The sequence below is a fragment of the Flavobacterium circumlabens genome, from assembly GCF_004345565.1.
GTDB lineage: Bacteria > Bacteroidota > Bacteroidia > Flavobacteriales > Flavobacteriaceae > Flavobacterium > Flavobacterium circumlabens.
The window spans coordinates 93486-107817 of record NZ_SLWA01000002.1 but is presented as its reverse complement, the minus strand read 5'-3'; the positions used below and the strand labels follow the sequence as shown (position 1 = coordinate 107817).

The following is a 14332-nucleotide window of genomic DNA, read 5'->3' as shown; positions in this document are numbered from 1 at the left end:
GCCAAAAATATTGCGCCTTAATCCGTCTTGAAAATTTATTAGCTGAACGTCTTTTTTTTCCCTTTCAATGAAGTTTTTGAGCACTATACCGTTTATAAGTATTATAAGCCTTTAGTCCGGGCCAAATTGCCGTTTGTAGAAAATATGATTTTTTTTCAGTTGAAATGATGTAATTTTATATGCTGACACTAACAAATGCAAAAAATAATATGGATATTTCTGATTCCGGGATTTTTTCAAAAGACAGATTTTTATATCAACTGAATACCAATCGCACTAACTACTTTACGAGTGCCTTTACAGTTCGTATTTATTATCACATCGCTTTCTGGATCATGCTGTTTTTACTGACCGCTGTCTCCCAGGGGTATCTGACAGGTGCATTGAAATATAATATAATCTGTTTTGGTATAAGACTGCCCTTTATTGCAGCAGTAGTTTATTTTAATCTCTATCTCCTCTTGCCTTTGTTTTATTACAAGGGAAAACTCATTTTTTATGTAACATTATTTATTTTAAGCGCTTTGTTTACAAATGCTTTTAATCTGTTTATTTTCGGGATACTGATGAAGTCGGGCATACTCCCAACTGCTTTAAAAGCCGATTCCCAATTTACAGCCTTCAGTTTTATCGGTAAGGAGATTTTTATGATTACTGTAATGGTATTAACAACCGGAATTAAATTATCTAAAGATTATTTCCTGCAACGACAAAAAGCAGAAGAGATGGAAAGAGAACAGTTGACCACAGAACTTTCTTTCTTAAAATCACAATTGCAGCCTCACTTTTTTTTCAACACATTAAACAATCTGTATGCATTGACCTTAAAGAAATCTGACCTTGCCCCAGAAGTAGTTTTAAAATTATCAGATTTTATGAGTTACGTTTTATATGAAACAGATCAGGAAAAGACTTCTTTAAAAAAAGAAATCAGCTATATCCAAAATTTTATTGATTTGGAAAGTTTAAGATTCGGAGTAAGTCCTAAGGTCATTTTTGAAATTAATGCTCAATCAGAAGATATCTATTTACCACCTTTATTGCTATTGCCTTTTATTGAAAATAGTTTTAAACATAGCCCTAAAAGTGCTACAGCAAATATAGAGATAACGATTCAGCTTCAGATTTGTAAAAATGTACTTGATTTAACAGTTATCAATCCCTCTTCAGAGGTATTCAATCAAACAAAAAAAGGTGGTATCGGACTTCGAAATGTAAAGAGAAGACTTGACTTAACTTACGGGCAATCGTACACACTTTTTCAGGAACGAAAAAACAATCAATTCATAACTAAACTCCATATTCAATTATCATGATCAAATGTGTAATCATTGATGACGAACCACTCGCCATTGAAATAATACAAACTTATCTTGAAAGATTATCAGATTTTGAACTCTCAGCCTGTTTCACAAGTGCTGTGGATGCTTTAACTTATGTACAAAAAAACAAAATCGATCTTCTTTTCCTTGATATAGAAATGCCCTTGTTTAATGGTTTAGAATTTGCAAAAACTTTAAATTACAATCCTGCTATTATTATGACAACTGCTTACCGGGATTATGCTGTAGAAAGTTTCGAATTGAATGTTGTAGATTATTTACTAAAACCAATTGGTTTTCAGCGTTTTATAAGCGCCACTTCTAAAGTAATAAAAATCATATCTGAAATACCGCCGGCGACAGAAAAAACCGATTTATCAAATTTTACCGGTGAAGATGAAGATTTATGGGTAAAAGTGGATAAAAAATTAATCCGCATTGCTATAAATGATATTTTGTATATCGAAAGCCTAAAAGATTATGTAAGAGTAAAAACTAAAAACAGGGAATTAGTTACATATTCTTCATTAAATAAAATTTTAGAAAAACTTCCGGAATCTAAATTTTTACGTATTCATAAATCTTTTATTGCTGCCGTGAAAAAAATTGAAACTATAGAAGGCAACAGGGTCACCATAGATGGAAAGATACTACCATTGGGAAGGATTTTCAAGGAAGAACTGATCAAAAAAACTCAGGATTAACGGTTGATTTTTTGTTTTTTGCATCGTTACTTCAACCCTGTTTTAGCGGAAAGAAAAACTGAAAAGAATAAAAATGGTCAAATTTTTAATTCAGCATTAAATTCAATTTTTTCAAATGCTTCACCCACTTCCTTTTGATTCAACAATCGCATCATTACCTCCATTAATTTATCCCCCATAGCTTCCAGAGGCTGGGGAACGGCTATAATTGCAAGACTGTAAATTTTGAAAAGTTCATTATCATCAAAAGTAATAACGCCTAAACTTTGGATTAAATCCGGATTGCTTTCTTTGAAAACTTCCAATCCAGTCTTCGTGAGATGATTCGCTGCAAAAAACACAGCATCCAACTCGTTGTTGGTTTCAATAAATCTTCTGATGAGATCTTTTGATTTTTCATTAGTGATTTCCTGGTATGGAATTTTAAGAAAACAGGATTTTAAATTATGAGCCTTAATCGCTTTTTTATAGCCTGTTAAACGATCCTGTATCTGCATTTGATTCGAATCTGTGGTTATAAAAACGATGTTTTTATAATTATTTGAAATCAGATGATTCGTTGCATTAAAAGCTGCATCAAGGTTATTGAGCATAACACTATTACAATCCAAATCAGCAAAACAACGATCAAAAAGTATAACGGGTAAATTGTCCTCAATTAATTCTGCTATATTTTTTTTTATTCCCGGGGACGGGACAATTATAAAACCATCAACCTGTTTGCTTTTATGCAAATTGATAAGTTCAATTGATCTGGCATCTTGATTTTCATTACTGCAAAATACAACTCTGTAGCCGTTAGAATACGCAATTTCTTCGATAATTCTGGCCAATTTAGAGAAGAAATAATTAGAAATATCTTCTACCATAAAAACCAAGGTTTTGGTTTTTCCGGTTCTTAGGCTTTGTGCGATTTGGTTTGGCTTGTAATTTAACTTTTGGGCATAATCTAATACACACTGAGTGAGTTTTTTTGAAATATGCTTCTCTTTTGCTTTTCCGTTAAGAATAAAAGAAACAGTCGTTATAGAAATATTTAAATCCTTGGCAATTGTATTGATGGAAACAGATTTTTTTTTCATTTGAAAAGTTATAATTTGAAAAGAACACAGTTATTTTTTAATCCTAAACAAGGAAACTAAAAAAACGGTGGACAAAAACTCAGATCCACCGTTTAAAAACAAAATAAACAAATAAAAACTTCCTTTTTAACAGTAGCCAAAACCCGCAAAAGACTTTGATTACTTCATATTCAGCCAATCCGGATCATTCATCTGAAATGACTATATTATTATTTTAATCGACACTCTGTCCAAAAAATTCTTCAGCGTTATTTTCTTAAAAACAAATTGCATTTACCTCAATTTTGCTATATTTTCAAAAACTTCTTTAACTTTTTGGGTAACCCCGAATAATCTTTGTCTGCAATGATTTCTTAAGTTATTCATTGAGAGCCGATACCCACACAAGTCACACCGCATTGAACCAGCCCGTAAGATTTTCTTCACTTGGATTTACTGCTCCTGTAGGCATAATTAAAGTCCATGGTTGTGGTCTTTTTACTCCTTTGATAAACTCAGGTCCATATAGATAACCTGAAAAAAGCTTTACAATTTCGCATCCTAATTATTCTGCTTTTTGTAATCTCCGTTAAGTTGCCACTACAATGACTATAATACTTTCTATGGTTACAGACTATTGTGATATCTTCTCTTAAAACAGGGGTTACGATAAAGTTGGCTCCCAGTTTGATATACAATGAGGCCGAAGATACATCTATAACTGACCCTAATCCCATAATCATTTCGGTAACTCTTTGATGGCGTATTTTCTAAGCGCATCAAAGAGTTCATGACTAAAATTAACCATGGCGGTAAACTTCATTAAACTAGCCCCCTACGTCATTAGAAACTTTCAGCACGTTGAAAGTCTTATTCCAAATGTAGAATTTAAAGCATATGCTGACAATGTGCACTACAGCGTTTCAAATGTTTTTCCTATCTCAAACGTTTACACGATCGTTTTCGATAGATAGAAAATTTCTGTCTTCGAAAAACAAAATCAATCTAAAATGTCATGCCGGGAGTTAAAAGCCCGAAATGCAGTAAAGTAGAGGCTGTTTTAAAGTCAGGATTTATCAGACAAAAGCAGCGTTATTATTGTAATTTCACTTAAATCATGAAAGCCGAAAAGCAAAAAATAAAACAAAGAAAAATTACCAAACCACTATTATAGATATTGGTCAGGCAATGGGAATTTCGGCAACAACGGTAAGCTGCGCTTTAAGAAATCATCCGAATATAAGTCCGGCGACTATTCAGGCCTTAAAACAAGTAGCATTGGAAATGGAATACCGCCCAAATCTAATGTCAAGAAATTTCGCCAACAAACAAACTCAAACCATTGGGGTGATTATTCCGCATCTTCAGTCTACTTTTTTTTCTTCAATGCTTGGCGGAATTCAAAAGGTTGCTTCTAAAAATGGGTTTAAAGTAACTATCTGCCTTTCGAATGAAGATTACCAAACTGAATTGGAAAATGTATAGGCATTAATGGACAGCCCTGTTGACGGACTTTTGGTTTGTCATTCCGCAAGTACCACTGCATTTTGATTATATCGATAACTACAGCAAAAAGGAATTGCAATTATCAATGTCTACAGAATAAGCCCTTCGGCTAAAACATCAAAAGTTTTGGCAAAAATATAGAAGGTGCTGAAAAAGTCACCGAACATCTTTTACAACAGGGATACAAAAGATTCGGAATGATCCTGGTACCAAAATCTCTAACCATTACCGAAGAGCGCTTATTGGCTTAATTGAATATTTTAAAATCTTCTCTTACAATCTGTTTTGTCTTCCCCATGATATCCGAAGGATCTTATATTGACTTGGAAACTGTCGAAATATAATATTATTTTTTTCAAGGCATACCTTTAATAGTAATCGTTTTTTTCTTCAATAAATACAAATACAATAATTTGCGCAAATTTAATTTACGTTTGCGCAAATAAATAGCATTTTTTCCGAGATTTTTTATTGCATGTATAATTTTTTTATTTAATTTTCGCCAAATATCCAACAATACAAGTCTCTAAACTAAGTACTTAAATTTTAATTTAAAAGAATTCGACTTTCAAATTACAAATCCGAATTCTAAAGACTCATTGTTAATTTTATACATTACTAACTATAAACCAAATCATTTTTATGAAAAAAACACTAACCTTTATTAGTGTAAAAGTTTTCTTTTGCACTTTATCATGTATGCTGCTTTTTAATTTTAGCGCAAAAGCCCAAAACTACCAATTGGTATGGTCTGACGAGTTTAACGGCACTGGTGCTCCAGATCCCAAAAAATGGGGTTATGAATTAGGAGGAAATATCAGAAACAACGAGTTACAGTATTACACAACAAATTCTAATAACATAAAACAAAACAATGGAAATTTGGAAATTACGGTTGTTAAAGAAAATGTAGGCGGAAAAAATTATACTTCGGCAAGTGTAATTACTTTGAATAAAGCTGCCTGGACTTACGGAAAAATCGAAGGACGTTTTAAAATGCCAAAAGGTAAAGGATTATGGTCGTGTTTCTGGACATTAGGATCAAACTTTCCTCAAATTGGCTGGCCAAGGTGTGGTGAAATCGACATTTTCGAACATGTTAACAGCGAAACTGTAGCGCACGGTACGGCACATTGGGCAGGTGCCAATGAACTGCATGTGCAGGATGGAACTTCTTACACTGTTGATGTTACGCAATGGCATGTTTATTCGATAACCTGGGATGCTAACTATATCAAATGGTATGTCGATGATGTGCTTTACAAACAATTTAGAATTACAGATGGATATAATTATACTGCAGAGTACCATCTGCCTCAATATATTTTAATAAACCTGCCTATTGGTGGAAGCTGGCCGGGCGATCCTGACGCAACAACAGTTTTGCCGGCTACTATGTATTGCGACTATGTTAGGGTTTACAAAAATATAGACACTACTCAAAAAGCAATTACAGGTTTTTCAACTTCCCCAGCTAACCTAACATTAAACATAGGCAGCAGACAAGTTATCAATACAACATTTACACCTTCTGATGCAACAAACCAAATTGTAAACTGGACATCGAGCAATACTTCTGTAGCTATTGTAAATAATTGGGGAATGGTTACGGGAGTTAGCGCGGGAACTGCAGCAATAACTGGAACATCTTCCGACGGAAGAACCTCAACATGCTCTGTATCTGTTCAAATTTTTGCCAATGTCAATAAATTAGTCAATGGAAATTTTGACGCCAATACAACACCGACCCAAACACCCACAGGCTGGAACGAATGGGGAAGTGTCACAACTGCACAAACTTCTAATCTATCGCCACATTCTTCAAATTATAAAGGAACACAGTCAGGAGCGGCTCCTTTTGAGGTTGCTGTATCACAAACCTTAACCGCACTAGCCAATGGAAATTACACGATGAAAGCCTGGGTTAGAAGCTCCGGCGGACAAACTTGGGCAACCATGTATGCCAAAGGATATGGCGGAAGTGACCTAAGCTATTCTATAGCTTCGAGTATACCAAATTGGACACAAGTGCAGATCAACAATATTAAAGTTACCAATAATACCTGCGAAGTTGGTTTCTATCAATCAGGACTGGCTAATAATTTTATAGATTACGATGATGTCGAATTTTATCTTTCGCCTATTGCAATAACAGGATTTACATTTTCACAGGGCAGTATGACAATGCCTATTGGAAGCAGTAGGGTAATAAATACCGTTTTTTCCCCAAACAACGCAAGTAACCAAGGCGTAACCTGGACTTCAAGCAATACTGCTGTGGCGACAGTAAGCAATTTAGGAATCGTAAATGCAGTAAGTGCAGGTTCTACAATAATTACCGGAACAGCATCAGACGGTAAAACTGCAACATGTACAGTCTCTGTACAAAATTTGGTAAATGTAAATAAACTGGTAAACGGAAACTTTGATGCTAATACAACAGCGACCCAGACACCAACAGGCTGGACAGAATACGGACCGGGCATTGCAAATGCCCAAACTTCTGCAGATGCTCCGCATTCTCCAAATTACAAAGGAATTCAATGGGGAAATACTGAATTTGAGGTGTCCGTTTTTCAATCTCTTTCGGGAATCGTAAACGGAAATTATACCATGAAAGCATGGGTTCGCAGTTCAGGCGGACAAAGCACCGCCGTTATGTATGCCAAAAATTATGGGGCTGGTCCGATAGAATATCCTCTAAATACAAGTATCGCCACTTGGACAGAAGTACAAATAAATAATATATTAGTAACCAATAACAGCTGTGAACTGGGTTTTTATCAATATTCCGGGGCAGCTAATAAATGGCTAGATTACGATGATATTGAATTTTACCTTACTTCTGCTGTTTCTTCGAATGCCACACTTAGTTCAAAAAAAGTATCATCGGCTGTAAATGAAGATCAAAGTATATTAGGAGCTCAAAATTTTATGGCTTACCCAAATCCGGTAAGGTCAGATTCGCAGTTAAATATTACGTCAACTGACGCACTGCCTTTTGATGTTGTTCTTTCGGATATAAATGGTAGTATCGTGTATTCACAATTTATGAATACGGAAAACGCTGTAAAGATTCAGCTGCCAAATTTAAATAAAGGAATTTACTTTTTAAGAACTACAAATTCTACCAAAGCGAGAATTCAAAAAATAGTTGTGGAATAAACAAATGGTCATTCTACTGCGTGACTTTTAATCTTTTTATAAATGGATCAGCCACAGAAAAAAATTGAATGGTTCGGCTATAAAAAATTAATTAAAAAGTTGCGTAGTAGAATAATATAAATTAAAACATTTTGTATGAGCCACTTGATAAAACGATGATCTTGTTCTATAATATTGTTGAGATATTTACACTGTCGGGTTTTAATCTTTGAGAAAGAATACTTGTTATAGACTCTGATAGCGGCAATATTAGAGCCACTTTTATCAATATTAATCACTCTTGGCCTGTAGTTATTACCAAGTGCTTTAATTGGAAATGACTGCATGTTCATTCTCTGCCTTTTTCTGGTCAAAAGAAAATCTACTGTATTGCCTGATTTAATATTAAAAAAAATATTGGAAGCATGTTTTTTCTAAGTCTCTATTTTATGTACATGGACAATCAATTGATAGAATTACTACGAACAAGGAAGTAACTCGTATAGAAAATACTTTCTGCTGATAATATGCAGGGCAGGAGAACTTTTACTCCCAGTATTGACATCCCAATAGGTTAATATAAACCTAAATTTAAAATATACTGATGTTGTATAATAGATTTCGATTATCAATTACCTTTTAGTATTAATCGGTTTTAAGAATTTATATGGCGAAGATAAAATTAAGCTTTAAATAAGACAGAACCGAATAGCAAGCATATACATTTTAAAAATAAAGTGCAGGTAAAATAAAATTTAATTTTATTAATAAATTATATCTTAGTCGATAGAATTCATCCAGAATGTTACAGCTACTATTAAACGTTGAATTTCCGGTTTAACTTTATTAAACACTAAAACAAAAATATGCAAACAATTGGTCTTATCGGCGGAATTAGCTGGGTTTCAACAGTTGATTACTACAAATTAATTAATCAGGGGATTAATGAAAAATTGGGCGGGCTCAACTACTCTCAATGTCTCATATATTCGTTCAATTATGCGGATATTAAAAAAAACAATGACATAAACGATTGGGAAACAACTTTTAAAATGGTTTTAAAGGCCTGTAATGATTTAAAATTTTGTGGAGCAAAAGCGATTGTACTCTGTGCCAATACAATGCACTTTTTAGCAGACAGACTTGAAAATGAAATTGGTTTGCCAATTATTCATATTGCTACGGCCACTGCGACAGAAATTGAGAAAAAAAGATTAAAGAAAGTAGGCTTACTTGGGACAAAATTCACAATGGAACTTGATTTTTTTAAATCTAAATTGGCAGACAAAGGAATTGCAACAATTATTCCAAATGATGCGGATAGGGAATTTGTACATAATACAATTTTTGAAGAATTAGGAAAAGGTCTTGTAACTGCCGAAACAAAAAAAAGGTATTTAAAAATAATTGAGGAGCTTGTAGAAAACGGAGCTGAAGGGATTATTCTGGGTTGTACCGAAATCCCATTAGTTATTCATCAAAATGACGTTAAGGTGCCGGTATTTGACACGGCATTATTACATTCAAAAGCAGCGATTGAATTTCAATTAAGTTAAAAAAGTTACAAGCAACAACAATTTGGTAATAGTGAGGCTAAAGTAATTTGAAGTAAAATAAATATCTTTAATTCATATATTGATCTAATTATAAATAAATGATCACAATTTCAAAAGGAAACTAAACATTTCCATAAACTAATATTGATGAATAAGATATTCCACATATTCAAAGTTGACGAATTGGAAGCCAAAAAGATTTCTGACCAACCTGATGCGCCACATAATCACGATTTCGAAGAATTATTGATAGGATTAAATGGAGGACTAGAACATTTTATAGATTTTAATTCTACCAAAACCCTAGCCCCTTTTGTTAGTTTTATTACCAAAGGAAAAATGCACCGTATTATTCCTAGCATTTATAATGGTGAATGCGATATTTGGGTGATTCGTTTCAAAAGCGAATTTATTCCAGAAACCACGTTTCAGCTGTATTCTCTTTATCACAAACAAGCCAACCTAAAATTACAAAATGACAAACGTTTTCAAAGGTTTGTTGAACTCTGTAAAATGATGTTGGATGAAACAACTCAAGAAAATCCAAATTATGCAATCATAAAGCAGCTTCTAAGTGTTTTATTAACGATGATAGAAGCCGAAAGAAGAAAAATTGAATGGTCAAATGAATCTCAACAAAAAACTCAACACATTTCATTTGGAAACTTTCTTAAAATTCTTGAAGAAAATTATAAAAGCCCCGTTGGGGTTGAATTTTATGCCGAAAAGTTGTTTATGTCTTCCCGAAACCTAAATCTAATTTGCCATACTATTTTAGAACAAAGTGTTTTTGAAATCATAGAAACACGTAAGCTTATTGAAGCTAAAAATTTATTGATTTCAACTGAAAAAACAATTTCTGAAATAGCTTATGAATTAGGATATAATGAAAATTCATACTTCTCCAATGTATTCAAAAAGAAGTCTGGGCAATCACCAACCGAGTTTAGAGAAGAAATGAAAAACAGACTTATTTCCTAAATCTACAATTCAATTACCGAATATTGTATTAAATAAAGTGGGCCTCGTCTCTATCTTTGCATTGTTAATTTACTGGTAACCAATTAAAAAAAATATGAAAACAAAAAAAGCAATTTACGCAATCATACTTGCCTTCGCACTAACAACTTTTATAAGTTGTAAAAAAGAAGCTAATACTGATTCTGAAAGTCAAGCAACAATTACATCTCTACAAAAACAAATTACAGAACTAACTGCTAATAGTACTTTGGTAAATGAAAATTTAATAAAATTTGACACGCTTGATTATACCGTTTTTTCAAATCAAGAATGGACAAGATTACACGAAAGTCACGCCAAAAACATTAAAGTAAATTGGCCCGATGGTCATTTCACAACTGGTATCGAAAAACATATTGAAGATTTGAAAGCAATGTTTGTATATGCGCCAGATACGAGAATTAAACAACATCCTATCCGTTTTGGTTCTGGACAATATACCGCAGTAGCAGGAATAATGGAAGGAACTTTTACAAAACCAATGCCTATTGGAGAGGGAAAATTCATTCAACCCACAGGAAAAAGTTTTAAACTGCCAATGGCTACCATCGGAATATGGAAAAATGGTGTAATGATTGAAGAATTTTTGTATTGGGACAATAAAACCTATATGGATCAAATTGGTCTTGGAAAATAATTTCAATAAAAAATTATAGTTAAATTTAAAACAATATGAAAATATCAGGAACAAAAATTGTTGAATGGTTTATACGTATCGCTCTTAGTGTTGGTCTTTTATCAGCTGTTGCCGATAGATTTGGATTTTGGAGTAAAGAACTTTCGGCTTGGGGAAACTGGGAAAGTTTTTTGGCTTACACACAAAAAATAAATCCAATGTTTCCTCCATCATTAATTCCATTTTTAGGAGGATTAGCTACTATTTTAGAAATAGCATTTGCAATAGGGCTACTTTCTACTTTTAAAACCACATTTTTTGCCAAGGCAACAGGCTTTTTACTTTTATTATTTGGATTGTCAATGGCATTTTCAACTAATATAAAAGCACCACTTGATTATTCCGTATTTTGTGCATCTGCTGCAGCGTTTTCATTAGGTATAATAGCGAAAAGAAATTGATTAAATAAAAAAACGTTAGAATAAAAGTTATTTAAAAAAATATACACATATTCACTCAATAATTTAATTTTAAAACCAAATCATAAATTTAAAAAATAAAAAATGATCACAATTTCAAAAGAACAAAATGCATTAACTTTAGTTAGTCTTTTTACAGTAGCACCAGAAAAACAAGATGAATTAATCAATTTACTTGTTTCTTGCACCGACGAGTTTATTGCGAGTTGCCCAGGGTTTATTTCCGCAACTTATCATAAAAGTTTAGACGGAAACAATGTAGCACTTTATGCTCAATACGAAAATATGGAAGCTTTTCAAGGAGTGATTAATAGCGAAGGTGGAAAAAGGATGATAACTGAGGGCAGTAAAATTGCCTTGTCGTCTCAGCGTTTTTTGTGTACTGTTTTTGATACAAGAGAAGCAAACTCTAAATAATTTCACTGAATTTAAAAGATCAACTAAGGGACATTAAACACTATTTCTGTTCAAAAATCATTGCTGAAGTTAATGACCAGTACGTAAAAGTTGCCAAAATTAAAGGGCTAGAAGTTCCCTGGCATAATAAGGAATATGCCATAGCTAATGAAACTGCATACTCTTTTTCGGATATAGCTGAAATTCTTTCGGAAATTACTGGTAAAGAGGTTAATTATCACAAACCAGACAGTAAAACATATATAGAACAATTGGTGAATGCAGGAGTTCCAGAAGGTAATGCTGCTTTTTTTGCCACTTTTGCAGAAGCTATTAAAAATGGAGAATTTGATACAAATCGAAGTGAGGTAGAAATGTTGTTAGGCAGAAAGCCAATTTCTCTAAAAGAATTTCTAAAAACTATTTACGGAAAATAAAATATGTCATAGATTTTAAAATTCAAAGCCGTCATTTTGATAAAAAATTTTCATATATAAAAATCATATGACGGTAAATAAAATAAATAATTATGACAAAATTAGATAGACCTGCGTTAATACTTATTGACATCCAAAAGGCACAGGAATTACAGAATAATCCATTTAAAGTCAATATGGTTTGACCGGGTTATCCCCAAACTGACTTTACAGGACATCAAGGCACAAGTACACCAGAAGAAGCAGGGAAACGTATTGTTAAATATGCTACTATTGATGAAAATGGTCCAACCGGAAAATTTATCAGTGAAGAATATTTTCCTGAACCAGCAAGTTGCCCTCTGTAAAAATATAGGCAAACAAAAATTCTGCCTATAAAAAAGGTTGTCGAAACTTTATGCGTAATGCTGTGAGCAAACCTTCAAACTATGCCAAACCTTGTCTAAAAAAACAAGAAATTGTATTGCAATAATCTTTTTTGCCATTTGACAAATTAAAACAAATTTAAATTAATGACCTTTATCGCTATGGATAATTTAATAAACTACTTACTGCAATTTGGTCAACTAAATCAACAACAAATCGATTTAATTAAAAGTAAAGCGAAAGTTTTGGAACTAAAAAAAGACGAGTATTTTTCTGAAGCTGGGAAAATACCCAAAAGGGTTGCTTTTATTGACACAGGAATTTTACGGGTTTGCTATTACAACAGCAAAGGCGAAGAAATAACAAAATACTTTATTGACAAACATAATTTTGCAGTTGACATAAACAGTTTTAACCAAAAAATACCATCATCAGAATATGTACAAGCCATCACAGATTGTTCACTTTTAATCCTTTCAACGGATGCATTAACGGAATTGTCTTTAACGATTATCGGTTGGGACAATATAATTAGTCAAATTACCTCTAAAGCACTAATAGAGAAAGTAAATAAATTAAGTCCGATGCTATCCGAAGATGCGACTACACGCTATCAGGAATTTTTAGATAAATTCCCAACCCTTGCTAATAGAATACCACTATCTTATTTGGCTTCTTATTTGGGAATTACCCAATCTTCATTAAGTAGAATTAGAAAAAACATTCGCTAAATCGTTTTTTTTTGCCAAATGGCAAATAATTTCATTTTTAATTGAGGCAATTTTGCATCATAAACTAAAAATATAAAAAATGAAATCAATTATTATTACAGGAGCCAATAGCGGAATTGGTTTTAAGTGCGCCTTACAAATGGCAAAAATCGCAACAAACGAGCAAATAATTTTAGCTTGCAGAAATGTACAAGCAGGAAACGAAGCAATTCAAATAATCAAGAATAAAACAGGACATCAAAATTTGAAATGTTTACAATTAGATTTGGCTTCACTAAAATCTATCCGTCAATTTGCTAGTACTTTTAGTAAAGAAAAAGAACCTGTAATTTCAGCTTTAGTAAACAATGCAGGCATACAAAATATTGGTGAAACAGAATATACGGCTGACGGATTTGAAATCACTTTTGGAACAAATCATCTAGGTCCATTCGCGTTGACACAATTACTTTTACCATTTATGGATAATAATGCAAGTATAACCTTTACTGCAAGTGATACTCACGACCCATTACAAAAAACAGGAATAGAACCACCTGTTTATAAAAGTGCCAATGAGCTGGCTTATCCAAAGGAAACCAATGAAAAGAAAACGACAACAGGACAAAGAAGGTATTCAACATCAAAATTATCAAATGTACTCACGGTTTACAGCTTACAACAAAAATTAGCTAATACAAAAATTAGGGTTAATGCTTTTGATCCCGGACTTACTCCAGGAACAGGACTTGCAAAAAATTATCCTGCGATTTTGAGATTTGTATGGAAAAACATCATGCCCTCAATGACGCTTTTTAAGCGAAATACCAACACACCGTCAAAATCAGGAACTCGATTAGCCAACCTTGCGTTTTCTAAAGAATTTAGCAATTTGAAAGGAATTTATTTTTCAGATGGCAAAGTAGTGAAATCTTCTGTTGATTCTTAATAATTTGGAGTTTCAAAAAAATCTTTGGGAAACAAGTTTAAAATTAACAAATATAAAAGAGTGATT

At 32.9% G+C, this 14332-nt stretch carries 14 protein-coding genes and 1 pseudogene; 12 read left to right on the top strand and 3 right to left on the bottom strand.

All coding sequences use genetic code 11. From position 1 onward, the window contains the following. The first annotated feature begins 179 nt into the window (after positions 1-179). On the top strand, positions 180-1316 hold the full coding sequence (locus EV142_RS05115) for a sensor histidine kinase (RefSeq protein ID WP_127340797.1): 1137 nt from the start codon (positions 180-182) through the stop codon (positions 1314-1316). Beyond that, a complete protein-coding gene (locus EV142_RS05110) occupies positions 1313-2026 on the top strand; it encodes a LytR/AlgR family response regulator transcription factor (protein WP_202866507.1) in 714 nt (237 codons plus the stop codon). Before EV142_RS05115 ends, EV142_RS05110 begins: the two co-directional genes overlap by 4 nt. Before the next feature lie 77 nt (positions 2027-2103). Here EV142_RS05110 and EV142_RS05105 read toward each other — a convergent pair whose 3' ends face one another. Continuing rightward, positions 2104-3108 carry a LacI family DNA-binding transcriptional regulator gene (locus EV142_RS05105; protein WP_127340799.1) on the bottom strand — a complete coding sequence of 335 codons (1005 nt, stop codon included), beginning with the start codon at positions 3106-3108 and terminating at the stop codon, positions 2104-2106. A gap of 365 nt (positions 3109-3473) precedes the next feature. Next, positions 3474-3922, bottom strand: a pseudogene (locus tag EV142_RS24310) (bifunctional 4-hydroxy-2-oxoglutarate aldolase/2-dehydro-3-deoxy-phosphogluconate aldolase); the annotation flags it as partial. A 332-nt stretch (positions 3923-4254) separates the two neighbouring features. Between EV142_RS24310 and EV142_RS05100 the strand changes: the two are divergent. Next, positions 4255-4572: a LacI family DNA-binding transcriptional regulator gene (locus EV142_RS05100; protein WP_306462558.1), complete on the top strand. Its 318-nt coding sequence runs from the start codon at positions 4255-4257 to the stop codon at positions 4570-4572. Positions 4573-5235: 663 nt separating this feature from the next. After that, the gene (locus tag EV142_RS05095; protein ID WP_127340801.1) at positions 5236-7758 is read left to right on the top strand and encodes an Ig-like domain-containing protein; all 2523 of its coding nucleotides are present in this window, start codon (positions 5236-5238) and stop codon (positions 7756-7758) included. Between the two features lie 77 nt (positions 7759-7835). Here the strand turns inward: EV142_RS05095 and EV142_RS24635 are convergent, their stop codons facing one another. Next, positions 7836-8141, bottom strand: coding sequence for a DDE-type integrase/transposase/recombinase (locus EV142_RS24635; protein ID WP_371311634.1), 306 nt, complete (start codon positions 8139-8141; stop codon positions 7836-7838). Positions 8142-8603: 462 nt separating this feature from the next. Between EV142_RS24635 and EV142_RS05085 the strand changes: the two genes are divergently transcribed. The 8 genes from EV142_RS05085 (at position 8604) to EV142_RS05050 (ending at position 14266) form a co-directional block, all read left to right on the top strand. Next, a complete protein-coding gene (locus EV142_RS05085) occupies positions 8604-9293 on the top strand; it encodes an aspartate/glutamate racemase family protein (RefSeq protein WP_127340802.1) in 690 nt (229 codons plus the stop codon). 147 nt (positions 9294-9440) lie between these two features. Continuing rightward, the gene (locus tag EV142_RS05080; RefSeq protein WP_127340803.1) at positions 9441-10274 is read left to right on the top strand and encodes a helix-turn-helix domain-containing protein; all 834 of its coding nucleotides are present in this window, start codon (positions 9441-9443) and stop codon (positions 10272-10274) included. A gap of 94 nt (positions 10275-10368) precedes the next feature. Continuing rightward, positions 10369-10950 carry an ester cyclase gene (locus EV142_RS05075; protein ID WP_127340804.1) on the top strand — a complete coding sequence of 194 codons (582 nt, stop codon included), beginning with the start codon at positions 10369-10371 and terminating at the stop codon, positions 10948-10950. A 35-nt stretch (positions 10951-10985) separates the two neighbouring features. Beyond that, on the top strand, positions 10986-11390 hold the full coding sequence (locus EV142_RS05070; RefSeq protein ID WP_127340805.1) for a DoxX family protein: 405 nt from the start codon (positions 10986-10988) through the stop codon (positions 11388-11390). Positions 11391-11492: 102 nt separating this feature from the next. Beyond that, positions 11493-11825, top strand: a complete 333-nt coding sequence (locus EV142_RS05065) for an antibiotic biosynthesis monooxygenase family protein (RefSeq protein ID WP_127340806.1) — start codon at positions 11493-11495, stop codon at positions 11823-11825. 251 nt (positions 11826-12076) lie between these two features. Next, a complete protein-coding gene (locus tag EV142_RS23985) occupies positions 12077-12241 on the top strand; it encodes a hypothetical protein (RefSeq protein ID WP_193555370.1) in 165 nt (54 codons plus the stop codon). 527 nt (positions 12242-12768) lie between these two features. After that, on the top strand, positions 12769-13338 hold the full coding sequence (locus EV142_RS05055) for a Crp/Fnr family transcriptional regulator (protein ID WP_127340813.1): 570 nt from the start codon (positions 12769-12771) through the stop codon (positions 13336-13338). Positions 13339-13417: 79 nt separating this feature from the next. Next, positions 13418-14266 (top strand): SDR family NAD(P)-dependent oxidoreductase, encoded by an 849-nt coding sequence (locus EV142_RS05050; RefSeq protein WP_202866508.1) that lies wholly within the window; start codon positions 13418-13420, stop codon positions 14264-14266. Positions 14267-14332: the final 66 nt, after the last annotated feature.

Bases quoted from the DNA above. Each gene is read 5' to 3' on its own strand.
- EV142_RS05115 (WP_127340797.1), top strand. From the start codon at position 180: ATGCTGACACTAACAAATGCAAAAAATAATATGGATATTTCTGATTCC.
- EV142_RS05110 (WP_202866507.1), top strand. From the start codon at position 1,313: ATGATCAAATGTGTAATCATTGATGACGAACCACTCGCCATTGAAATA.
- EV142_RS05105 (WP_127340799.1), bottom strand. From the start codon at position 3,108: ATGAAAAAAAAATCTGTTTCCATCAATACAATTGCCAAGGATTTAAAT.
- EV142_RS05095 (WP_127340801.1), top strand. From the start codon at position 5,236: ATGAAAAAAACACTAACCTTTATTAGTGTAAAAGTTTTCTTTTGCACT.
- EV142_RS05085 (WP_127340802.1), top strand. From the start codon at position 8,604: ATGCAAACAATTGGTCTTATCGGCGGAATTAGCTGGGTTTCAACAGTT.
- EV142_RS05080 (WP_127340803.1), top strand. From the start codon at position 9,441: ATGAATAAGATATTCCACATATTCAAAGTTGACGAATTGGAAGCCAAA.
- EV142_RS05075 (WP_127340804.1), top strand. From the start codon at position 10,369: ATGAAAACAAAAAAAGCAATTTACGCAATCATACTTGCCTTCGCACTA.
- EV142_RS05070 (WP_127340805.1), top strand. From the start codon at position 10,986: ATGAAAATATCAGGAACAAAAATTGTTGAATGGTTTATACGTATCGCT.
- EV142_RS05065 (WP_127340806.1), top strand. From the start codon at position 11,493: ATGATCACAATTTCAAAAGAACAAAATGCATTAACTTTAGTTAGTCTT.
- EV142_RS05055 (WP_127340813.1), top strand. From the start codon at position 12,769: ATGGATAATTTAATAAACTACTTACTGCAATTTGGTCAACTAAATCAA.
- EV142_RS05050 (WP_202866508.1), top strand. From the start codon at position 13,418: ATGAAATCAATTATTATTACAGGAGCCAATAGCGGAATTGGTTTTAAG.